The following is a 22,756-nucleotide window of genomic DNA, read 5'->3' as shown; positions in this document are numbered from 1 at the left end:
CAGCGGGGTCTGGCCGCCGACTACCCGGTCATTCTCGGCGGCGCCGCCCTCACCCGCGCCTACGTCGAGCAGGATTTGCACGAGATCTACCAGGGGGAGGTCCGCTACGCGCGCGACGCGTTCGAGGGTCTGCGCCTGATGGACGCCCTGATCGGCATCAAGCGTGGTGTCCCCGGCGCGAAGCTGCCGGAGCTGAAGCAGCGGCGGGTGCGTGCGGCGACGGTGGAGGTCGAGGAGCGTCCCGAGGAGGGCAGCGTCCGCTCCGACGTCGCCACCGACAACCCCGTCCCCGTCCCGCCGTTCCGGGGCACCCGCGTCGTCAAGGGCATCCAGCTCAAGGAATACGCCTCATGGCTCGACGAGGGCGCGCTGTTCAAGGGCCAGTGGGGTCTGAAGCAGGCCCGCACGGGCGACGGCCCCACCTACGAGGAGCTGGTGGAGACCGAGGGCCGGCCGCGGCTGCGTGGTCTGCTGGACCGGCTGCAGACGGAGAACCTGCTGGAGGCGGCCGTGGTCTACGGCTACTTCCCCTGCGTCTCCAAGGACGACGACCTGATCATCCTGGACGAGGACGGCAACGAGCGCACCCGCTTCACCTTCCCGCGCCAGCGCCGTGGCCGCCGTCTGTGCCTGGCCGACTTCTTCCGCCCGGAGGAGTCCGGCGAGACGGACGTCGTCGGTCTCCAGGTCGTCACCGTCGGCTCCCGCATCGGCGAGGAGACCGCCCGGCTGTTCGAGGCCAACGCCTACCGCGAGTACCTCGAGCTCCACGGCCTGTCCGTCCAGCTCGCCGAGGCCCTCGCCGAGTACTGGCACGCCCGCGTCCGCTCCGAGCTGGGCTTCGCGGGCGAGGACCCGGACGTCATGGAGGACATGTTCGCCCTGAAGTACCGGGGCGCCCGCTTCTCCCTCGGCTACGGCGCCTGCCCGGACCTGGAGGACCGCGCGAAGATCGCGGACCTGCTGGAGCCGGGACGCATCGGCGTGCAGCTCTCCGAGGAGTTCCAGCTCCACCCCGAGCAGTCCACGGACGCCATCGTGATCCACCACCCGGAGGCGAAGTACTTCAACGCCCGCTGAGCCGGTCCGGCGACGCCCCTGGCCGGCGACGCCCGCCGGTCCGGCGACGCCCCTGGCCGGCGACGCCCGCCGGTCCCTTGCGGCCGCCGCCCCGGAGGCCGCACCAGGCACTTCCGGCGCGCACGACGTACACTGGTCGGTCCACCGCAGGCCGGTTCCCTTCGTGGGAACCGGCCTGATCGTCCCTTTAGGAGGTATGTGGATGACCAGTACGGTCCCCGCGCTCGGAACCCTTACGGCCGAAGGCTCGGCCCTCCAGGCCGTGCTCCTCGACATGGACGGCACCCTGGTGGACACCGAGGGCTTCTGGTGGGACGTCGAGACCAAGGTCTTCGCGTCACTCGGCCACACCCTCGACGACGCCTGGCGCCACATCGTGGTCGGCGGCCCGATGACCCGAAGCGCGGGATTCCTCATCGAGGCGACCGGGGCCGACATCGGTCTCGACGAGCTCACGGTGCTGCTCAACGACGCCTTCGAGAGCCGCATCGACCACAACCTGCCGCTGATGCCGGGCGCCGCGCGCCTGCTCGCCGAGCTGGCCGAGCACGAGATCCCTACGGCGCTCGTGTCCGCCTCCCACCGGCGCATCATCGACCGGGTGCTGCCCGTCCTGGGCGCCGAGTACTTCGCCCTGTCCGTGGCGGGTGACGAGGTGCCGCGCACCAAGCCGCACCCCGACCCCTACCTCGCGGCGGCCGCCGGACTCGGCGCCGACCCGCTGCGCTGCGCGGTCGTCGAGGACACCGTCACGGGCGTCACCGCCGCCGAGGCCGCCGGCTGCCAGGTCGTCGCGGTGCCCTCCGTGGGTCCGATCACCCCGGCCGCCCGTCGCACGGTCGTCCCGTCGCTGGACGTCGTGGACCTGCCGTTCCTGCGCGGTCTGATGACAGACCTGCGCTGACCGCTCACGCGGTGTGCACCGTCGGCGGATCCGGCATGCGCGGCGCTCCGTCCTGGGGCCGTTCCGCCCGAGCCGTACGCATGCGTTTCCGGCCGCCGGTGGCTGAATCCGCAGGGCCTGCGAGCCACTTTTCACACGTGATGTTCACCACATTCACACGCATCGACAACGATGTCCGGGCGTGCATCCCGCCCGATTGGGGAGATCACCGGCGCGCCCATGTGTCCTGATTGGTGGGAAGCTGCACCAATCCTTCCCCGGTCATCCCTGTCGGTCCGTTCACACCTGGTTCCGCTGCGTGATGAGGCCCCAACTCCGGGGGCTGCGGACCCTTCTGCGGACCCGGACTAATCTCGTCGCGAGAACCTCACCCCTCGCTGTTCGCCGCCGTGCCGACCCCTGCACGCGCGGACGGCGCGGAGACGACGACGTCCTGGAGAAATTCGAGCATGAACCGCAAGACTTTGGTGCTGGCGGCCGCGATGGGCCTGCTCGCGCCGGTGCTCGCCGCTTGTGGCGACACCGAGAGCGGCAGCGGCGACGGCGACGCGATCGTCGTGGGCACCACGGACCGGTTCACCGCCTCGGAGGAGGAAGGGCTCGCCCCCCTCGACCCCGCCTGGGCCTACGACGTCGGCACCTGGAACATTCTGCGGCAGACCGTCCAGACCCTGATGGTCCAGCCTCGCGGCGACGGCGAACCCGTGCCCGAGGCGGCCGAGTCCTGCGGCTTCACCGACGCCGGCAACGAGCGCTACAGCTGCACCCTGCGTGACGGCCTCCAGTTCTCCAACGGAGACAAGATCACCGCGCAGGACGTGAAGTACTCCATCGACCGCGCCCTCTCCCTCGAAGGCGACAGCGGTGTCTTCGCCCTGCTGTCCACCATCGACACCATCGAGACGCAGGGCGACCGCGAGGTGATCTTCCACCTCAAGGCGGCCGACGCGACCTTCCCGTACAAGCTGTCCACCCCGGTCGCGGGCATCGTCAACAAGGACGCCTACGCCAAGGACAAGCTGCGCGAGGGCTTCGAGGTCGACGGCTCCGGCCCGTACACGATGGAGTCCGAGGTCAAGGACGGCGCCCTGGTCCGCGCCACCTTCACCAAGAACCCGTCGTACAAGGGCGTGCTGCAGGCCAACAACGACAAGGTCGAGCTGGTCGCGTACGACAGCGCCGACTCCATGGGCGACGCGCTGGAGGACGGCAAGATCGACGTCATGTCCCGCAGCATGTCGCCGGAGCAGATCCAGCAGCTGGCCAACGCCACCGACGGCGAGATCGAGCTCGTGGAGTCCCCGGGTCTGGAGATCCGCTACCTGGCCTTCAACACCAAGGCCGAGTCGGTGAAGGACAAGGCCGTCCGCCAGGCGATGGCCCAGGTGATCAACCGCGACGAGCTCGTCGCCAAGGTCTACGGCAGCCAGGCCGAGCCGCTGTTCTCGCTGGTGCCCGCCGGCGTCACCGGCCACTCCAACGCCTTCTTCAACAAGTACGGCGACCCGAACGTGGCCAAGGCGCGCGAGCTGCTCGAGGAGGCTGACGTCGACACGCCGGTGAAGCTCACGCTGCACTACACGACCGACCACTACGGTCCCGCCACCAAGGCCGAGTTCGAGCAGCTCAGCAAGCAGCTCAACGACAGCGGTCTGTTCCAGACGGACACCGAGGGCACCTCCTGGGACAAGTTCCGCCCGGCCGGCCAGAAGGGCAAGTACGACGTCTACGGCATGGGCTGGTTCCCGGACTACCCGGACGCCGACGCCTTCGTCGCGCCCTTCCTCGACGAGGACAACTTCCTCAACTCGCCCTACGTCAACAACGACGTCCGCAAGGACCTGATCCCCCAGTCGCGCCGCCAGGCCGACCGTCTGAACGCCTCGAAGACGTTCGAGGAGATCCAGGACATCGTGGCCGACGACGTGCCCGTGCTGCCGCTGTGGCAGGGCAAGCAGTACCTCGCCGCCCGTGACGACATCACCGGCACCGCCTACGCGCTCAACTCGTCCTCCACGCTCCAGCTGTGGGAGCTCGGACGCGGTGTCAGCGGCTGACGAATCTGTACGCCGGGATCCGGTGGCTCGGTCCGGACCCACGGAAACGACAAGGCATCGCACGTGAAACTGCGCACCCAGTGGCCGGCACTGCCCCTCGTGGCCGTGCTGGCCTCCGGCCTGCTGACCGGCTGCGGCTCCGAGGAGGGGGACGCGGCGACGAAGGGCTCCAAGATCGTCGTCGGCATGTCCGACGACGTCCTCGCCACCGACCCCGCGTCCGGATACGACCCCGGTTCCTGGCTGCTGTTCAACAACGTGTTCCAGTCGCTCCTGGGCTTCCCCAAGGGAGGCACCGAGCCGCAGCCCGACGCCGCGAAGAGCTGCGAGTTCTCCGACACCGCCACCCGGGTCTACACGTGCACGCTGCGGGGCGGACTGAAATTCAGCAACGGTGACCCGCTCACCTCGGAGGACGTGAAGTTCTCCTTCGACCGCATGCTGAAGATCGACGACCCCGACGGCCCCGCGGTCATGTTCCCGACCCTGGAGCAGGTGGAGACGCCGGACGAGAAGACGGTCGTCTTCCGGCTGAACACGGCCGACGCCACCTTCCCCAGCAAGATCGCCTCCGGCGCCGGCGCCATCGTCAACCACCGTGAGTACGACCCGAACGGTCTGCGTGAGGACGGCAAGGCGGTCGGCTCCGGCCCGTACAAGCTGGACTCCTTCGACGACGGCAAGGCCGTCTTCTCCGTCAACGAGCACTACAGCGGCTCGGCCGAACCGCAGAACTCCGGTGTGACGCTCCAGTTCTTCCACGGCGACCAGGGAGGTCTGAAGAAGGCCCTGGAGAAGGGCGAGGTCGACATCGCCTACCGCGGTCTCACCGCCCAGGACATCACCGAGATCGAGGAGGCCGACACCGGCGACGGCGGCATCGAGGTCGTCGAGGGCAGCAGCGCCGAGGTGCAGCACCTGGTCTTCAACATGGAGGACCCGGTCGCCGGCCGGCTCGGCGTCCGCAAGGCCATGGCCTACCTGATCGACCGCGACGCCCTGATGCACGACGTGTACGAGGGCACCGCCACCCCGCTGTACTCGATCATCCCGGCCGGTGTCGCCGGCCACAACACGGCCTTCTTCGACACCTACGGCGCCCGCCCCTCCAAGGCCAAGGCCAAGGCCGCGCTCGAGGAGGAGGGCATCACCGAGAAGGTGGAGCTGACCCTCTGGTCCACCCCGGCCCGGTACGGCCCGGCCACCGACCAGGAGCTCGAGACGATCGCCAAGCAGCTCAACGCCAGCGGCCTGTTCGACGCCGACGTGAAGTCGGTCGAGTTCGCCCAGTACGAGAAGGACGTCGCCGCCGGCAAGTACGGCGTCTACGTGAAGGGCTGGGTGCCGGACTACCCGGACGCCGACAACTTCACCGCCCCGTTCTTCGGCGAGGGCAACGTCCTCTCCAACAACTACGACCCGGGCGAGATCACGAAGTCGCTCCTGCCGCGCACCGCCGCCGAGAGCGACCGCGGCGCCACCGACAAGGAGTTCGGCGCGATCCAGGACCAGGTCGCGGAGGACATCCCGCTGCTGCCCATCTGGCAGGGCAAGCAGTACGCGGTCGTCCAGGACGGCGTCTACGGCCTCGAGTACTGCCTCGACGCGTCCACCGTGTTCCGGTTCTGGGAGCTGAGCAAGAGCAGCTGACCCGCCGCACACACGAACGTGGGGGCGCCCTCCCGACCGGGAGGGCGCCCCCACGCTTGTCCGGGACGACGTCGCGCTACTGCGCGCCGGGGCGCACCAGCCCGCTCTCGTACGCGTACACCGCGGCCTGCACACGGTCGCGCAGACCCAGCTTGGTCAGCACATGGCCCACGTGCGTCTTCACCGTGGTCTCGCTGACGAACAGGTCGGCGGCGATCTCCGCGTTGGACAGCCCGCGCGCCACCAGCTTCAGCACCTCGACCTCGCGGTCGGTCAGCGTGTGCAGGGTGTCCGGCACGGGCTCCTCGCCGGACGGCAGATGCGTGGCGTACTTGTCCAGCAGGCGGCGCGTGATACTCGGAGCGAGCATCGCCTCACCGGCGGCCACCACCCGGATCGCCTGCACCAGCTCGTTGGCCGGGGCGTCCTTCAGCAGGAAGCCGCTGGCCCCCGCCTTCAACGCCTCCACCACGTACTCGTCGAGATCGAACGTCGTCAGCACCAGCACCTTCGCCGGACCGTTCCGTTCCGGGCCGGTGATCTGGCGGGTGGCCTCCACCCCGTCCATCCGCGGCATGCGGATGTCCATGAGCACCACGTCGGGCTGCAGCGCCCGCACCTGGTCCAGGGCCTGGAGTCCGTCCCCGGCCTCGCCGACGACCGCGAGGTCCTGTTCGGCCTCCAGGATCATCCGGAATCCGGTGCGCAGCAGCGGCTGGTCGTCGACCAGTAGGACGCGGATGGCCACGTAAGTCTCCTTCGCTAGTCCGGCCCCATTCTGCCCTGCTCGGCCCCGCCGGACTCAGGCGCCCTCAAGGGCAGCGGATAGGGCGGGGGAGTGCCCCCGAACTCGGGGCAGTGCGCCTGGTGGTCGCACCAGCCGCACAGCTTCGTCGGCCGGGGCCGCCAGTCGCCCGTCTCGGTCGCCCGACGGATCGCCTCCCACAGCGCGAGCAGCTTGCGCTCCACCCGCTCCAGATCCGCGAGCACCGGGTCGTACGTCAGCACGTCCCCGCTGCCCAGGTACACCAGCTGGAGGCGGCGCGGGACCACCTTCTTCAGGCGCCACACCACCAGGGCGTAGAACTTCATCTGGAACAGCGCGCCCTCCGCGTACTCCGGGCGGGGCGCCTTGCCCGTCTTGTAGTCGACGATCCGCACCTCGCCCGTGGGCGCCACGTCCACCCGGTCGATGATGCCGCGCAGCCGCAGCCCGGAGTCCAGCTCCGCCTCCACGAACAGCTCCCGCTCGGCGGGCTCCAGCCGGCTCGGGTCCTCCAGCGTGAACCACCGCTCGACCAGCGCCTCCGCCTCCGTCAGCCAGCGCGCCAGCCGCTCGCCCTCCGGGTCGTCCGCGAACAGCTCCGTGACCTCCGGTCTGCTCTCGCGCAGCCGGTCCCACTGGCCGGGGATCAGCGACTTCGCGCGCGGCACCGTGCGGTCGCCGGCCGGGGCGTCGAACAGCCGCTCCAGCACCGCGTGCACCAGAGTGCCCCGGGTCGCCGCCTCGCTCGGCTTCTCCGGCAGCCGGTCGATCACCCGGAACCGGTACAGCAGCGGGCACTGCATGAAGTCACTCGCACGGGACGGCGACAGCGAGGCGGGCGGCGCGGCGGGTGGGCCGGCCACCACGACCGTGTCCGCTGCCTCGCCGGGCCCGGCCGGGCTGATCTCGGGCCGTGCCGCGCCCTCGGTGCTCGTCTCCATGACCACAGACCTTACGGCCCGCCGCCGACATCACGGCGACCCTGTGGACAACCTCCTCCGGGGCACGTGGGCAGGGAGGGTGCCACGGTGGAGCGTGGGGAGGAAGGGGAACGAGGGGGTAGAGACAGGGGTGCGGGGCGGAAGAGGCGGCGGACGCCGCATACCATCGAACCAGGACCCTCCCGTCCGGCAGGCGCGGGAGACGCAGCGAACGAGGGGACACCGGTGGACGTAAGCGGCGGGCGCGGACAGCCGCGGCCCGGCAACGACGAGTCGGCCGAGCACGCCGGGCCCGAGGCCCAGGCCCCCGGCGACACCGGCGACGCCCCCACGACCCCCTCCGCGAAGCCCGTCGACGAGACGGACGCCCGGCCCGAGGGCCCCACGCCCGGTCCCGGCGCCCAGGCCCCCGGGGGCGGCTCGCCGCACGACACGGGCGCCGCCCCGGAGCACGACGCCCCCGCGCCCGGCCACGACCGGCACCGCACCCCGGCGCACACGGAAGCCCCGGCGGACCGCCCCTCCCACGCGCCCGCCGGACGGCCCGAGCACCCCGACCACCCGTTCGCCCACTCCGGAAGCGGCAAGGGACAGCCCCCGCAACGCCCCGAGGAGCGCAAGCGCGGCGGACTGCTGATGGGCCGCCCGTTCGGCGTGCCCGTGTACGTCGCGCCCAGCTGGTTCCTCGTCGCCATCCTCATCACCTGGGTGTTCGGCGGCCAGATCGACCGCGTCCTGCCCGAGCTGGGCGCGGTCAGCTATCTGGTCTCCCTGTTCTTCGCGGTGGCCTTCTACGCCTCCGTGCTCGTGCACGAACTGGCGCACACCATCGCCGCCCTCCGCTTCAAGCTCCCGGTGCGCCGCATCCAGCTCCAGTTCTTCGGCGGCGTCTCCGAGATCGAGAAGGAGGCCGAGACGCCCGGCAGAGAGTTCGTACTGGCGTTCGTCGGCCCACTGCTGTCCCTGGTGCTCGCCGGGCTGTTCTACCTCGGTCTGCTCGCCGTCGACCCGAGCAGTGTGCCGGGGGTGCTGCTGGCCGGACTGATGGTGTCCAACCTCATCGTGGCCGTCTTCAACCTGTTGCCCGGTCTGCCGCTGGACGGCGGCCGGATGCTCCGCGCGGTCGTCTGGGCGATCACCGGCAAGCCCATGACCGGCACCGTCGCCGCGGCCTGGGTGGGCCGCGCCCTCGCCGTCTGCGTGCTGATCGGGCTGCCGCTGCTCACCCAGTCCGGGGCGCTCGGCTCCGACGCCGTGGACAACGTCGGCATGGACACCGTCCTGGACGCCCTGCTCGCCGCCATCCTCGCCGCGATCATCTGGACCGGCGCCGGGAACAGCCTGCGCATGGCCCGGCTGCGCGAGCACCTGCCCGAGCTGCGCGCCCGCACCCTCACCCGACGCGCGGTCCCCGTGGAGAGCGACGCCCCGCTCTCCGAGGCGCTGCGCCGGGCCAACGCGGCCGGCGCCCGCGCGCTGGTCGTCGTCGACGCCGAGGGCGTGCCGTTCTCCCTGGTCCGCGAGGCCGCGATCGTCGGCGTGCCCGAGCACCGGCGCCCCTGGGTGCCGGTCGGCACGCTCGCCCAGGACATCACCGAGGGCATGCGCGTCTCCGCGGAACTGGCGGGGGAGGAACTGCTGGACGCGCTGCGCGCGACGCCCGCCACCGAGTACCTGGTGGTCGAGGAGACCGGGGAGATCTACGGCGTGCTGTCCGCAGCCGATGTGGAGCGGGCCTTCGTGAAGGCCATGGCGCGCCCCTCCTGACCCGCCTCCCCGCCGCCGTCCGTGGTCGGCGGCCCCTCCGGGGACCGGTAGGCTGGTCACATGTCCGAACCGACCGGTGCCGCCCGCAGGCGCGGGCCCTTCAAGGTCGGGGACCAGGTACAGCTGACCGACCCCAAGGGCCGCCACTACACGTTCACGCTCGAGGCCGGGAAGAACTTCCACACCCACAAGGGTTCCTTCCCCCACGACGAACTGATCGGCGCTCCCGAGGGCAGCGTTGTCCGCACCACCGGGAACGTCGCCTACCTCGCGCTGCGCCCCCTGCTCCCCGACTACGTCCTGTCCATGCCCCGAGGGGCAGCCGTCGTCTACCCGAAGGACGCGGGGCAGATCCTCGCCTTCGCCGACATCTTCCCCGGCGCGCGCGTCGTCGAGGCCGGCGTGGGCTCCGGCTCGCTCAGCAGCTTCCTGCTGCGCGCCATCGGCGACCAGGGCATGCTGCACTCCTACGAGCGCCGCGAGGACTTCGCCGACATCGCCCGGCAGAACGTGGAACGCTACTTCGGCGGCCCGCACCCCGCCTGGCAGCTCACCGTGGGCGATCTCCAGGACAACCTGTCCGACGCCGACGTCGACCGCGTCATCCTCGACATGCTCGCCCCCTGGGAGTGCCTGGAGGCCGTCTCCAAGGCGCTCGTCCCCGGCGGCATCCTCTGCTGCTACGTGGCCACCACCACCCAGCTCGCCCGGACCGTCGAGTCCATCCGGGAGATCGGCTGCTTCAACGAGCCGACCGCCTGGGAGACGATGATCCGCAACTGGCACATCGAGGGCCTGGCCGTCCGCCCCGACCACCGGATGATCGGTCACACCGGCTTCCTGCTCACCGCCCGCCGGCTCGCCGACGGCGTGGAGCCGCCCATGCGCCGGCGCCGCCCGGCCAAGGGCGCCTACGGCGAGGACTACTCCGGCCCCAACGCCGACGGAGGCACCGGCCGCTGACGCGGTCCGCGCCCCTGCAACGCTCCGGCGCCGTGCCGCAGTTCCCCCCTCCCGGCGGGAACTGCGGCACGGCGCCGAAGCATTGACGCCCGGACCCGAGCCGGACCCCACGGCACACCTCCGCACGACGACTGCGGACCCCGCCGTTCCCTCCGTCCTGTGACGTGTGGCACGATGCTGGCCACCCCCACCGGCACAGCCCTCACAGGAGACACTCCTCGTGCAGTCTTCCGCCGTTCCGGAGCTCGCCCACACGCACGCCCGGCCCATCCACTGGGTCGCCACCGCCACGGCTGTCGCCGGTGTCGTGGCGCTCTCCTCCGTCCTGCAGCCCGACCACGCGACCGCCGCCGCGCCGGGCGCCCCGCACACGAGGAGCGCACCGGCGCAGGCGCTGCCGCCGGACCCCGCCGACGTGGACTTCCCGCTCGACTGCGGTCCCGTGAAGCTGGTGGTGAAGAAGCACGCGTCCGGCGACCTCGACGGCGACGGCCGCCCCGAGACGGTCGCCGCGGTCCACTGCGACGCACCGATGGGCACCCCGCCCGACGGCGTCTACGTGCTCACGCAGGCCGCCGGCGCGGAGCCGCGCCTGGTGGCCACGCTCGTCGATCCCGAGGACCGCACCAACGTCGAGAACTTCACCGTACGCGGCGGGGACGTCGTCGCCACGCTGCTCGGCTACTCGACCACCGACGTGCCCCGTTGCTGCCCCGACGTGCGCGAGACGGTGAAGTGGCGTTGGGAGAACGGCGCGTTCGTCCGCTCCGCGCCGTCCGACGCGCGGAGCGTGTGACCCGCACCCGGGCGCGCGGCGACCGCGTGCGCCCGGGCGTGTGAGGAATTCGGACAGGCGTGACCGGCCGTGCGGCGGCGGTCACCCCGCGTCGGGCCCGTACACCTCGACGCTGTCCGAAACGCGCCGGACGTGGATGCACTCGCCGGGGCACTCCTTCGCGGAGTCGACGACGTCCGTGAGGAGCGGCAGCGGGACGGGCGTTGCCGCGCCCTTGTCCTGGAGCAGTTCGTCCTGCCCGTTCTTCACGTACGCCAGGCCGTCGATGTCCAGCTCGAACACCTCTGGCGCGTACTGGGCGCAGATTCCGTCGCCGGTACACAGATCCTGGTCGATCCAGACCTCCAGGGCCTCGGCGCCGGTTGCGGCCTCCTGCTGCACGATCGTCTCTCCTGCCGTTGGGTGCGCCGAGCCGAGCGGGAATCCGGCCAGCTCCGACGGGTGTTGAACACGTCGACCCTAACGCCGACTGGGTTCCGATCATTCTCGATGGGTATTCCCCTGGCGTGAGGGAGAGCGCAAGGGTGAAGATCGGACACACCCCGACCGTCTTTGTGATCTAGGGGTTTCAATCGACACCCGCCCAGGTAGGGTCTGGAAGCGTCCAACTCCCCTTGGAGGAGGTGAGGACCGTGGCAGCCCACGACGACGACATGAACCGCGGCATCCGCCCGGGACGCGGGTCCGACGACCCGGCCGGGCAGATCGCCTACCTTGAGCAGGAGATCGCCGTCCTGCGACGCAAGCTCGCCGACTCTCCGCGGCACACGAGAATTCTCGAAGAGCGGATCGTCGAGCTGCAGACAAACCTGGCCGGTGTGTCCGCCCAGAACGAACGACTGGCGAGCACCCTCCGTGAGGCCCGCGACCAGATCGTGGCCCTCAAGGAGGAGGTCGACCGGCTGGCCCAGCCCCCGGCCGGCTTCGGTGTCTTCCTCACGGCGAACGAGGACGGCACGGCCGACATCTTCACCGGCGGCCGCAAGCTGCGGGTGAACGTGAGCCCGAACGTCGAGCTGGAGGACCTCCGGCGCGGCCAGGAAGTGATGCTCAACGAAGCGCTCAACGTGGTCGAGGCCATGGAGTTCGAGCGCGTGGGCGAGATCGTCACCCTCAAGGAGATCCTCGAGGACGGCGAGCGTGCCCTGGTTTTGGGCCACACCGACGAGGAGCGGGTGGTGCGGCTCGCCGAGCCGCTGCTGGACGTCACCATCCGTCCCGGCGACGCCCTGCTGCTGGAGCCCCGCTCCGGCTACGTCTACGAGGTGGTCCCGAAGAGCGAGGTCGAGGAACTCGTCCTCGAGGAAGTCCCCGACATCGGCTACGAGCAGATCGGCGGCCTCGGCGGCCAGATCGAGGCCATCCGTGACGCGGTCGAGCTCCCGTACCTCTACCCGGACCTGTTCAAGGAGCACGAGCTGCGCCCGCCGAAGGGCGTGCTGCTCTACGGGCCTCCCGGATGCGGAAAGACGCTCATCGCCAAGGCCGTGGCGAACTCGCTGGCCAAGAAGGTCGCCGAGGTCACCGGTGTCGCCGCCGGCAAGAGCTTCTTCCTCAACATCAAGGGCCCCGAGCTGCTGAACAAGTACGTCGGTGAGACCGAGCGGCAGATCCGCCTGGTCTTCCAGCGGGCCCGGGAGAAGGCCAGCGAGGGCACTCCCGTCATCGTCTTCTTCGACGAGATGGAGTCCCTCTTCCGCACCCGTGGCTCCGGCGTCAGCTCGGACGTGGAGAACACTATCGTCCCGCAGCTGCTCGCCGAGATCGACGGTGTGGAGGGCCTGCAGAACGTGGTCGTGATCGGTGCCTCCAACCGTGAGGACATGATCGACCCCGCCATCCTGCGTCCCGGCCGGCTGGACGTGAAGATCAAGATCGAGCGTCCGGACGCCGAGGCGGCCAAGGACATCTTCGGCAAGTACCTCACCGAGCGCCTCCCGCTGCACGGCGACGACCTCACCGAGCACGGCGGCGACAAGTCCATGACGGTCCAGAGCATGATCCAGACCGCCGTGGAACAGATGTACGCGGAATCCGAGGAGAACCGCTTCCTGGAAGTCACCTACGCCAACGGCGACAAGGAAGTCCTGTACTTCAAGGACTTCAATTCCGGTGCCATGATCGAGAACATCGTGGGCCGCGCCAAGAAGATGGCGATCAAGGACTTCCTGGAGAAGAACCAGAAGGGTCTCCGCGTCTCCCACCTCCTCCAGGCCTGCGTGGACGAGTTCAAGGAGAACGAGGACCTGCCCAACACCACCAACCCGGACGACTGGGCCCGGATCTCCGGAAAGAAGGGCGAGCGGATTGTTTACATCCGCACCCTCATCACCGGAAAGCAGGGCGCGGACACCGGACGCTCCATCGACACGGTGGCGAACACCGGTCAGTACCTGTAAAAGCAAGGGCGGCTGCGGGTGCCCACGTCGGGTACCCGCAGCCGACTGCTTTTCGGGCCACGGCTGGAGCACAGCAATGACGCAAATGATCTCCCCACCAGGGCGAAGGCGTTCTAGGCTCGTCCGTACCGCCGAGTCGCGCAGTGCGGGGACGGGCACCGCACACGCACCGGAGCGCCAGCGGTACAGCAGCGCCCCCGACCGGGGACGCCGCCGGGCAAGGAGGGCCGCATGACCGTACGGCGAGTAATGGGCATCGAGACGGAGTACGGGATCTCCGTCCCCGGCCACCCCAACGCCAATGCCATGCTCACCTCGTCCCAGATCGTGAACGCCTACGCGGCGGCGATGCACCGGGCCCGCCGGGCCCGCTGGGACTTCGAGGAGGAGAATCCGCTGCGCGACGCGCGAGGCTTCGACCTCGCCCGGGAGACGGCCGACGCCAGCCAGCTCACCGACGAGGACATCGGCCTGGCCAACGTCATCCTGACCAACGGCGCGCGGCTCTACGTCGACCACGCCCATCCGGAGTACAGCGCCCCCGAGGTCACCAACCCGCGGGACGCCGTGCTGTGGGACAAGGCCGGCGAGCGGATCATGGCGGAGGCCGCGGAGCGGGCCGCGCAGCTGCCGGGCGCCCAGCCGATCCACCTGTACAAGAACAACACCGACAACAAGGGCGCGTCCTACGGCACGCACGAGAACTACCTGATGAAGCGGGAGACCCCCTTCTCGGACATCGTGCGCCATCTGACGCCGTTCTTCGTCTCCCGGCAGGTCTTCACCGGCGCCGGCCGCGTCGGCATCGGCCAGGACGGCCACGAGCACGGCTTCCAGATCAGCCAGCGGGCGGACTACTTCGAGGTCGAGGTGGGCCTGGAGACCACGCTGAAGCGCCCGATCATCAACACGCGCGACGAGCCGCACGCGGACGCCGAGAAGTACCGGCGGCTGCACGTGATCATCGGCGACGCGAACCTCTCCGAGATCTCGACCTATCTCAAGCTCGGCACGACCGCGCTGGTGCTGTCGATGATCGAGGACGGGTTCATCGCGGTGGACCTGGCCGTCGACCAGCCGGTGCGGACCCTGCACCAGGTGTCGCACGATCCTTCGCTGAAGCACCTGGTCACGCTGCGCAGCGGCCGGACGCTGACCGCGGTGCAGCTTCAGATGGAGTACTACGAGCTGGCCCGCAAGTACGTGGAGGAACGCTTCGGGGCCGACGCGGACGAGCAGACGAAGGACGTCCTCACCCGTTGGGAGGACACGCTCACCCGGTTGGAGAACGATCCGATGAGTCTGGCCGGCGAGCTGGACTGGGTCGCCAAGCGGGAGCTCATGGAGGGCTACCGGCGCCGTGACGGCCTCGACTGGGACGCCGCCCGGCTGCACCTGGTCGACCTGCAGTACGCCGACGTACGCCCCGACAAGGGCCTCTACAACCGTCTCGTGGCCCGCGGACGGATGAAGCGGCTTCTCGACGAGGCCGAGGTCGAGCGCGCCCGTACGCAGCCCCCGGAGGACACCCGCGCCTACTTCCGCGGGCGGTGCCTGGAGCAGTACGCGGACGACGTCGCGGCCGCCTCCTGGGACTCGGTGATCTTCGATCTGCCGGGCCGGGACTCGCTCCAGCGGGTCCCAACCCTGGAACCGCTTCGCGGAACGCGTAATCACGTCAAGGCGCTCCTGGACCGCTGCCGGACGGCGGAAGACCTGGTCAGGGTGCTTTCCGGCGGCTGAGCGGGTGAGCCGCGCCCGTACCGGGTACCTGCGAGTACCCGGTACGGACCGGCCGGACAGGGTGGAAGTCCGCCCGTCCGGGAATCATCGAGGTGGTCCCCGTACGTTGGAGCAACTGCGGGGGCATTGTCGGACCCGGCTTGTAGGGTCTGATCTTGACCGAGCAACTGTGTCGGGCGAACCGAGCGGGGTGAGGGTGATGGCGACCAAGGACACCGGCGGCGGACAGCAGAAGGCCACGCGGTCCACCGAGGAGGTCGAGGAGCAGGCGGCAGAGACGCAGGCTTCCGAGGACCTCAAGGAGCGTCACGAGCAGCTCAACGACGACGTGGACGACGTCCTGGACGAGATCGACGACGTGCTCGAGGCCAATGCCGAGGACTTCGTCCGGTCCTTCGTGCAGAAGGGCGGCGAGTAGCCTCACCGGCTTCGCCGGTTCGGCAGTCACTGCGGTAGGCGGTGAGGAGAGGGCGCTGTCCGCGGCCGGTCCTGTGGCCGGTCGCGGGCGGCGTCCGCTCGGCTCCGGGTGGTGGCGCCGACGGCTCTTCCAGAAGCTGTTGTCGTAAATGTGGATCATTGCTGTGGGGCGGGTAGGGTCCGTGGCGTAATGTGCTTCAACTGCAATTCGGCCATCGGCAAGTTGGGAGATGATCCCGACGCTGTTCGTCGGGCAGCTGCCTACCTGGAAGGAACTTCGTGGAAGCCAATACTCCTGGCACCGGGCGTCTGCCGGCTGCCTTCCTGACGCCGGGCTCCTCCTCCTTCATGGACTTCCTCTCCGAGCACCAGCCGGAGCTGCTGCCGGGCAGGAGGACGTTGCCGCCCGTGCAGGGCGTGATCGAGGCCCCGCACGGCACGACCATCGTGTCCGTCACCTTCCCCGGCGGTGTGGTCCTCGCCGGTGACCGGCGGGCCACCATGGGGAACGTGATCGCGCAGCGGGACATCGAGAAGGTGTTCCCGGCCGACGAGTACTCGGCGGTCGGCATCGCCGGCACGGCGGGCCTCGCCGTGGAGATGGTCAAGCTGTTCCAGCTCGAGCTCGAGCACTTCGAGAAGGTCGAGGGCGCGCAGCTGTCGCTGGAGGGCAAGGCCAACCGGCTGTCGACGATGATCCGCTCGAACCTGGGCATGGCCATGCAGGGCCTGGCCGTGGTGCCCCTGTTCGCCGGGTACGACATGGACCGGGAGAAGGGCCGGATCTTCTCCTACGACGTCACCGGCGGACGGTCCGAGGAGCACGGGTTCGCCGCGACCGGATCCGGGTCGATCTTCGCGCGCGGTGCGATGAAGAAGCTGTTCCGTGAAGATCTGAGCGAGGCCGAGGCCACCACGCTGGTGGTGCAGGCGCTGTACGACGCGGCGGACGACGACTCGGCGACCGGTGGTCCCGATGTCGCGCGCCGGATTTATCCGATCGTCACCGTGATCACCGAGGACGGCTACCGCCGGCTCTCCGAGGACGAGTCGTCCGACATCGCCCGGTCCGTGCTGGAGCGCAGGCTGGAGCAGCCGGACGGGCCTCGGGCCTCGTTGCTGTAGAGCAGGGCTCAGCGTGGTCCTTCAGGGTGGTCCAGTGACTTCGACAGAAAGGGACGGGTAACCGGTGTCGACGCCGTTCTATGTCTCACCTCAGCAGGCGATGGCGGACCGGGCGGAGTACGCCCGCAAGGGCATTGCCCGAGGCCGCAGCCTGGTCGTGCTGCAGTACGCCGACGGGATCGTGTTCGTCGGCGAGAACCCGTCCCGTGCGCTGCACAAGTTCAGCGAGATCTACGACCGGATCGGGTTCGCCGCGGCCGGCAAGTACAACGAGTACGAGAATCTGCGGATCGGTGGCGTGCGGTACGCCGATCTGCGGGGGTACACCTACGACCGCGGTGACGTCACCGCGCGCGGTCTGGCGAACGTCTACGCGCAGACGCTCGGCACGATCTTCTCCAGCGTGGGGGAGAAGCCGTACGAGGTGGAGCTGGTGGTGGCCGAGGTCGGGGAGACCCCGGAGCAGGACCAGATCTACCGGCTGCCGCACGACGGGTCGATCGTCGACGAGCACGGCTCGGTGGCGGTCGGGGGCAACGCGGAGCAGATCAGCGGGTACCTCGACCAGCGGCACCGGGACGGGATGACGCTGGCGGAGGCGCTGAGCCTGGCCGTCCAGGCGTTGTCGCGGGACACGAACGGCAGCGAGCGGGAGATTCCCGCGGAGCGGCTGGAGGTGGCGGTGCTGGACCGGACACGGCCGCAGAAGCGGAAGTTCAAGCGGATCGAGGGGCGGCAGCTGGTTCGCCTCCTGGAGGCGGCAGGCGGCGGGTCCTCGGAGGAGACGCGGTCGGGCGGGGACGTGGAGTAGGCCGCGCTCCTGCCCGGTGGGGTTGCGGTATGACGCCTGCGGGGTGGGTGCCCGTCCGGTAGGGGTTGCGGTCTGACGCCTGCGGCGCAGGGTTGCGGTCCGTGGGGGGGGCTGACGTAGCGCCCAGGGTGGGGTGGTGGTGCGGGGCCGCGGCGGGGGTAGTCGTCCTCGGTCTGGCGCGAGAGTGCGTGCTTCTACGTGCAGGGCACGGACGCGCCAGCCGCTGCGGGCGCCCACCCCCACCCCGTCCCCTCCCCGCCGTGGGCGACTACACCGCCACCGGCTGGCGGGCGTCGCCCGCCAACTGCGGGCAGTCGTGCCGCCTGGGGCGGCACGGGTGGGCGCGGCGGCACCCCGTAAGCGCCGGGGTGCGCGAACACCCCCCGGCGCGCACCGACGCGGGTGACTGTCGGGGCCGGGTGCGTCGATACCCGCCCGTGCCCGCCCTTACGGAACCCGGGTCGTGGAACCCCGGACCTCCAGGTGGACCGGGATGTCCGTCCCGGAGGGCTGTTCGCCGTTCAGGACGGCGAGCAGCGTCTGCATGCCCCGTTCGCCGAAGAGCTCCGCGTCCAGCCGGACAGTCGTCAGCTCAGGGTCGATCGCCGTGGCGAGCGCCAGATCGTCCATTCCGGTGACGGAGAGGTCCGCGGGGACGCGCAGCCCGAGGCGGCGGGCCGCCTTGTAGACGCCCGCCGCCAACTGGTCGTCGTCGCAGACGACCGCCGTCACCCCGTTCCCCGGGGCAAGCGCGGTCTCCGCCGCGGCCTCCGCCCCCTTGATGGAGATCGGCGAGCGCGCCGTGCGCAGCGACGTGCCCGGCACGCGGCGGAGCCGCGCCTGCAGCTCCCGTGCGCGGACCTCGAAGGTCCAGGACGGTACGTCCGCGCCGAGGTGCAGGAAATGGCGGTGGCCCAGCCCAAGAAGGTGCTCGGTCACTTGACGGACCCCGTCCGCGATGTCCAGGTTCACCGTGGTGCCGGACGCGGCAGGGTCGCTGTCCAGCATGACGAGGGGAAGCTGGTCGCCCCGGATCGCGGTGAGCGCCTCCGCCGCCATCGAGGACGCGATGACGCCGTCCAACGCGGCCTGGGCGGACGCGAACGGGTCGCGGGCCGGGCCGATGCCCTCGGGGGAGGGGTAGAGCACCACGCCGAAGCCGTGGCGGGAGGCGACGCGGGCCGCGCCCGTGTAGACCCCCGCGAAGAACTCCGTGGTCAGGGCCGGCACGACCAGCAGGACCGTCCGCGTACGGCCCAGCCGTAGGTTGCGGGCGGCGAGGTTGGGGCGGTAACCCAGCGCGCGGGCGGCCTCGCGGACGCGTTCCGCCGTGGCCTCGGAGACCCGGCCCCGCCACTTGTCGCCCAGCACGAGCGACACCGCGGCCTGGGACACGCCTGCCTCCCGGGCGACGTCCCGGCTCGTCGGGCGGGTCCTGGCTCTGGGCACCGGCGCTCCTTCGTCTGGACTGGTGAACAGCGGTCATGGTACGTATGGAGGGCTTAGTTATACGTAACACTTCGGTGAGAGGGCCGGTATGGCGACGGGTTACCTGGACATCCTCCGGGCGCGGCACGCCACCCGGCTGCTCGTGGGCACGCTGGTGGGACGGCTGCCCAACGCGACCGCGCCGATCGCGATCGTGCTGTTCGTGCGGGCGGAAGGCGGGTCGTACAGCCTCGCCGGTGTGCTCGCCGCGGTGTACGGCGTGTCCAACGCGGTGGGGCAGCCGGTGCTCGGGCGGCTCGTCGATCTGAAGGGGCAGCCCCGGGTGCAGTTGCCGGCGGCGCTGCTGTCGGCGCTGGCGATGGCGGTGTTCGCCTTCACCGGGACCGGGTCGCTGGTCGTCGCGGTCGCCGCCGTCGCCCTGGCGGGGCTGTTCACTCCTCCGCTGGAGGGCGGGCTACGGGCGCTGTGGTCCTCGGTGCTGCCCAAGGAGGAGCACGTGCACCGGGCGTACGCCCTCGACGCCGTGGCCCAGGAGGTGATGTTCGCCGTCGGGCCGCTGCTCGTGACGGTGTGCGTCTCCCTGTGGTCGGCGCAGGCGGCGCTGATCGTGCTGAACGTCATCGGGGTGCTGGGCGCCCTGTCCGTGGTCGTGTCGCCGCCCTCGCGGGCCTGGCGGTCGGCCCCGCGTGAGGCGCACTGGCTGGGGGCGCTGCGCTCACCCGGTCTCATCGCGCTGCTCGGGGCCTTCCTGGCGGTCGGCATGGCGCTGGGGTCCATCACGGTGGCCGCGGTGACGTACTCCGACGACCACGGCGGCGACGCCGTGTACGGCTGGATGATGGCCGGGATCGGGCTGGGCGCGCTGGTCGGCGGCATCGCGTACGGGGCACGGCAGTGGGCCGGGGAGCCCGCACGGCGGCTCCAGGCGATCGTGGCGCTGCTCGCGGTGTTCTACCTGCCGCTCATGCTGATGCCGGGTCCGGTGGCGATGACGCTGCTCATGGTGCTCGCGGGAGTCTTCCTGGCCCCGGCGATCGCGTGCGCGTTCGTCCTGGTGGACCGGCACGCGCCGCGCGGGACGGTCACCGAGGCGTTCTCCTGGCTGGTGACGACCTTCACCGTCGGCGCGTCGCTCGGCACCGGAGTGACCGGGCCCGTGGTCGAGGCCGGCGGGGCGCTCTGGGGATTCGCCGTACCGGGTGCGGCGGGCGGCGTGTCGCTGCTGGTTTTGATCGCCACCGGAAGGGTATTGGCGGTTCCGGCCAGGACGGCGGTTGTCGCGGCCGGTCCGGAAAATGATCCGAACCGTGCCGTCGAACCCCGTTTCAGCTCGAAGGATCGGGCGTAATGTTCCCTCATGGACCGCCGCATTTTCGGGCTGGAGAACGAGTACGGCGTCACGTGCACGTTCAGGGGACAGCGCCGCCTGTCGCCTGACGAGGTGGCGCGGTACCTCTTCCGCCGTGTCGTGTCATGGGGCCGAAGCAGCAATGTCTTTCTGCGGAACGGCGCCCGCCTCTATCTCGACGTGGGGTCACATCCGGAATACGCAACGCCGGAATGTGACAACGTGACCGAACTGGTCACCCACGACAAGGCCGGCGAGCGCATTCTCGAAGGACTCCTGGTGGACGCCGAACGACGCCTGCACGAGGAGGGAATCGCGGGCGACGTCTACCTCTTCAAGAACAACACCGACTCGGCCGGAAACTCCTACGGGTGCCACGAGAACTACCTCGTGGCCCGGCACGGGGAGTTCTCCCGGCTCGCGGACATCCTCATCCCGTTCCTGGTGACGAGGCAGCTGCTGTGCGGGGCCGGCAAGGTGCTGCAGACGCCGCGCGGCGCCGTCTACTGCGTCAGCCAGCGCGCCGAGCACATCTGGGAGGGCGTCTCCTCGGCGACGACCCGCTCCCGTCCGATCATCAACACCCGGGACGAGCCGCACGCCGACGCCGAGCGCTACCGCCGGCTGCACGTCATCGTCGGCGACTCGAACATGTCCGAGACGACCATGCTGCTCAAGGTCGGCGCCACCGACCTGGTGCTGCGCATGATCGAGGCCGGCACCGTCATGCGTGACCTCACCCTGGAGAACCCGATCCGGGCGATCCGCGAGGTCAGCCACGACATCACGGGCCGCCGCAAGGTGCGCCTGGCCAGCGGCCGGGAGGCGTCCGCGCTGGAGGTGCAGCGCGAGTACTACGAGAAGGCGGTGGACTTCTGCGAGCGCCGCGGGATCCGCACCGGCACCGTCGACCAGGTGCTGGAGCTGTGGGGCCGCACGCTGGACGCGATCGAGGCCGAGGACCTCGACCGCATCGGCACCGAGATCGACTGGGTCATGAAGTACAAGCTGCTCGAGCGCTACCGCGCCAAGCACAACATGACCATGTCGCACCCGCGGGTCGCGCAGATAGACCTCGCCTACCACGACATCCACCGCCGTCGTGGCCTGTACTACCTGCTCGAGAAGAAGGGACAAGCCGCCCGGATCTGCAACGACCTGAAGATCTTCGAGGGCAAGTCCGTGCCGCCGCAGACCACTCGGGCCCGGCTGCGGGGCGACTTCATCCGGCGCGCCCAGGAGCAGCGCCGTGACTTCACGGTCGACTGGGTGCACCTCAAGCTCAACGACCAGGCCCAGCGCACCGTGTTGTGCAAGGACCCGTTCCGTTCGGTGGACGAGCGGGTGGAGAAGCTGATCGCCGGCATGTGAGAGGACCTGTCCTCCGGGAGTTGACGAAACACCCGGAACGTCACACGGGCGCCGTACGTTACACCGTGCGGCGCCCTTCTCACGCCGTAGAGTTGCGCGGACGCCATCCACAAGATCGATGATTACGAGGCCCCCACCGTGCGCCGACGCTCACTTCTCATTGCCGTTCCCGCTGGACTGGCCGCCCTCGCCGCGTGCGGCGACGACAAGTCCGACTCCGGCAAGGCCAGCGAAACGGCCGCCCCCTCCGAGTCCGAGGCGTCGGCGGCGCCGTCGCCGAAGATCGTCGAGGGGCCGCTGCCGGCGATCACGGCCGGGACCGAGTTCGGTGAGAAGCCGACCGTCGCGAAGGGCAGCGGCGACCCCTCCAAGGACCTCGCGGTCAAGACGGTCATCGCGGGCGGCGGGCGCACGATCGCGGAGAACGACTTCGTCGTCGCCCACTACCTGGGCCAGGTCTGGAGCACCGCCAAGGTGTTCGACAACTCCTACGACCGCAAGGAACCCCTGGCCATCCAGCTCGCGCAGGGCACGATCATCGACGGCTGGCGCTACGGACTCGTGGGGAAGAAGGCCGGCAGCCGCGTCCAGATGGCGATCCCGCCCACCTGGGGCTACGGCGACCAGGGCAACGCGCAGGCGGGCATCAAGGGCACCGACACGCTGGTGTTCGTGGTCGATGTGCAGGACACGTTCAACGCCAAGAGCTCCGCCAAGGGCACCGACGTCGCCCAGGACAACATCGACCTGCCGAAGGTCGGCACCAACACCGACGGCAAGGCCCCCTCCATCGAGGTGCCGGACTCCGACGCGCCGAAGAAGCTCGTGGCGAACTACGTCATCGAGGGTGACGGCGAGAAGGTCGGCGCCAAGGACAGCGTCCTGGTGCAGTACAAGGGTGTGCTGTGGGACGGCGGCAAGGAGTTCGACTCCACCTACGGCCGCGGCCAGCTGACCTCCTTCTCGCTCGAGCAGGTCGTCAAGGGCTGGGCGCAGGGCCTCACCGGCAAGAAGGTCGGCAGCCGCGTCCTCGTCGTCATCCCGCCGGAGCTGGGCTATGGCGACAACCCGCCGCAGGGCAGCGGCATCCAGAAGGACTCCACGCTGGTCTTCTCCGTGGACATCCTCGCGAAGCTGTGACCCCCGCCGGGATGCAAGACTGTGCGTGT

Annotated in this window: 19 protein-coding genes and 1 pseudogene; 16 read left to right on the top strand and 4 right to left on the bottom strand. The window is 70.1% G+C overall.

The features are described 5' to 3' along the window. The 4 genes from ACF1AG_RS29040 to ACF1AG_RS29025 form a co-directional block, all read left to right on the top strand. Positions 1–1,080 (top strand): vitamin B12 dependent-methionine synthase activation domain-containing protein (locus ACF1AG_RS29040; protein WP_359607159.1); only part of this gene is annotated, 1,080 nt, incomplete at its 5' end. A gap of 202 nt (positions 1,081–1,282) precedes the next feature. After that, positions 1,283–1,984, top strand: coding sequence for an HAD family phosphatase (locus tag ACF1AG_RS29035; protein ID WP_359607161.1), 702 nt, complete (start codon positions 1,283–1,285; stop codon positions 1,982–1,984). Between the two features lie 449 nt (positions 1,985–2,433). After that, positions 2,434–4,041 (top strand): ABC transporter substrate-binding protein, encoded by a 1,608-nt coding sequence (locus tag ACF1AG_RS29030; protein WP_391810621.1) that lies wholly within the window; start codon positions 2,434–2,436, stop codon positions 4,039–4,041. Between the two features lie 63 nt (positions 4,042–4,104). Further along, positions 4,105–5,691 (top strand): ABC transporter substrate-binding protein, encoded by a 1,587-nt coding sequence (locus tag ACF1AG_RS29025; RefSeq protein WP_391810620.1) that lies wholly within the window; start codon positions 4,105–4,107, stop codon positions 5,689–5,691. A gap of 76 nt (positions 5,692–5,767) precedes the next feature. Here the strand turns inward: ACF1AG_RS29025 and ACF1AG_RS29020 are convergent, their stop codons facing one another. Further along, complete coding sequence (locus ACF1AG_RS29020) at positions 5,768–6,439, bottom strand: response regulator transcription factor (RefSeq protein ID WP_024885186.1); 672 nt, start codon at positions 6,437–6,439, stop codon at positions 5,768–5,770. Positions 6,440–6,453: 14 nt separating this feature from the next. Then, the gene (locus ACF1AG_RS29015) at positions 6,454–7,398 is read right to left on the bottom strand and encodes a PD-(D/E)XK nuclease family protein (RefSeq protein WP_359607166.1); all 945 of its coding nucleotides are present in this window, start codon (positions 7,396–7,398) and stop codon (positions 6,454–6,456) included. Positions 7,399–7,623: 225 nt separating this feature from the next. Between ACF1AG_RS29015 and ACF1AG_RS29010 the strand changes: the two genes are divergently transcribed. From ACF1AG_RS29010 to ACF1AG_RS29000, 3 genes are all read left to right on the top strand, one after another. Continuing rightward, a complete protein-coding gene (locus tag ACF1AG_RS29010; protein ID WP_359607168.1) occupies positions 7,624–9,165 on the top strand; it encodes a site-2 protease family protein in 1,542 nt (513 codons plus the stop codon). A gap of 60 nt (positions 9,166–9,225) precedes the next feature. Then, positions 9,226–10,128: a tRNA (adenine-N1)-methyltransferase gene (locus ACF1AG_RS29005; protein WP_359607170.1), complete on the top strand. Its 903-nt coding sequence runs from the start codon at positions 9,226–9,228 to the stop codon at positions 10,126–10,128. A 220-nt stretch (positions 10,129–10,348) separates the two neighbouring features. Next, positions 10,349–10,924, top strand: coding sequence for a hypothetical protein (locus ACF1AG_RS29000; RefSeq protein ID WP_387796671.1), 576 nt, complete (start codon positions 10,349–10,351; stop codon positions 10,922–10,924). 81 nt (positions 10,925–11,005) lie between these two features. Here the strand turns inward: ACF1AG_RS29000 and ACF1AG_RS28995 are convergent, their stop codons facing one another. Beyond that, positions 11,006–11,305, bottom strand: a complete 300-nt coding sequence (locus ACF1AG_RS28995) for a ferredoxin (RefSeq protein WP_359607514.1) — start codon at positions 11,303–11,305, stop codon at positions 11,006–11,008. Between the two features lie 251 nt (positions 11,306–11,556). Here ACF1AG_RS28995 and arc point away from each other — a divergent pair, with 251 nt between their 5' ends. The 6 genes and pseudogenes from arc (at position 11,557) to prcA (ending at position 17,419) form a co-directional block, all read left to right on the top strand. Continuing rightward, positions 11,557–13,323: a proteasome ATPase gene (gene arc / locus ACF1AG_RS28990; protein ID WP_359607512.1), complete on the top strand. Its 1,767-nt coding sequence runs from the start codon at positions 11,557–11,559 to the stop codon at positions 13,321–13,323. Between the two features lie 231 nt (positions 13,324–13,554). After that, positions 13,555–15,066 carry a depupylase/deamidase Dop gene (gene dop / locus ACF1AG_RS28985; RefSeq protein WP_359607510.1) on the top strand — a complete coding sequence of 504 codons (1,512 nt, stop codon included), beginning with the start codon at positions 13,555–13,557 and terminating at the stop codon, positions 15,064–15,066. 199 nt (positions 15,067–15,265) lie between these two features. After that, positions 15,266–15,484: a ubiquitin-like protein Pup gene (locus ACF1AG_RS28980; protein WP_359607508.1), complete on the top strand. Its 219-nt coding sequence runs from the start codon at positions 15,266–15,268 to the stop codon at positions 15,482–15,484. A 135-nt stretch (positions 15,485–15,619) separates the two neighbouring features. Then, positions 15,620–15,811 (top strand): annotated as a pseudogene (locus ACF1AG_RS28975) (endonuclease domain-containing protein); the annotation flags it as partial. After that, positions 15,763–16,608 carry a proteasome subunit beta gene (gene prcB / locus ACF1AG_RS28970; RefSeq protein WP_359607506.1) on the top strand — a complete coding sequence of 282 codons (846 nt, stop codon included), beginning with the start codon at positions 15,763–15,765 and terminating at the stop codon, positions 16,606–16,608. The pseudogene ACF1AG_RS28975 and the gene prcB, both read left to right, overlap by 49 nt. A gap of 64 nt (positions 16,609–16,672) precedes the next feature. Then, positions 16,673–17,419 carry a proteasome subunit alpha gene (gene prcA / locus ACF1AG_RS28965; protein WP_359607504.1) on the top strand — a complete coding sequence of 249 codons (747 nt, stop codon included), beginning with the start codon at positions 16,673–16,675 and terminating at the stop codon, positions 17,417–17,419. 447 nt (positions 17,420–17,866) lie between these two features. Here the strand turns inward: prcA and ACF1AG_RS28960 are convergent, their stop codons facing one another. Next, the gene (locus tag ACF1AG_RS28960; RefSeq protein ID WP_387796675.1) at positions 17,867–18,868 is read right to left on the bottom strand and encodes a LacI family DNA-binding transcriptional regulator; all 1,002 of its coding nucleotides are present in this window, start codon (positions 18,866–18,868) and stop codon (positions 17,867–17,869) included. A gap of 88 nt (positions 18,869–18,956) precedes the next feature. Between ACF1AG_RS28960 and ACF1AG_RS28955 the strand changes: the two genes are divergently transcribed. The 3 genes from ACF1AG_RS28955 to ACF1AG_RS28945 all read left to right on the top strand — a co-directional run bounded on the left by ACF1AG_RS28955 (position 18,957) and on the right by ACF1AG_RS28945 (position 22,727). Continuing rightward, on the top strand, positions 18,957–20,216 hold the full coding sequence (locus tag ACF1AG_RS28955; RefSeq protein WP_387796677.1) for an MFS transporter: 1,260 nt from the start codon (positions 18,957–18,959) through the stop codon (positions 20,214–20,216). A gap of 9 nt (positions 20,217–20,225) precedes the next feature. After that, complete coding sequence (gene pafA / locus ACF1AG_RS28950) at positions 20,226–21,587, top strand: Pup--protein ligase (RefSeq protein ID WP_024885172.1); 1,362 nt, start codon at positions 20,226–20,228, stop codon at positions 21,585–21,587. Between the two features lie 138 nt (positions 21,588–21,725). After that, positions 21,726–22,727, top strand: coding sequence for an FKBP-type peptidyl-prolyl cis-trans isomerase (locus tag ACF1AG_RS28945; RefSeq protein WP_359600835.1), 1,002 nt, complete (start codon positions 21,726–21,728; stop codon positions 22,725–22,727). Positions 22,728–22,756 lie beyond the last annotated feature (29 nt).

The organism is Streptomyces sp. NPDC014764 (assembly GCF_043082785.1).
Classification (GTDB): domain Bacteria; phylum Actinomycetota; class Actinomycetes; order Streptomycetales; family Streptomycetaceae; genus Streptomyces; species Streptomyces althioticus.
This window is presented reverse-complemented; position numbering and strand designations above follow the sequence as displayed.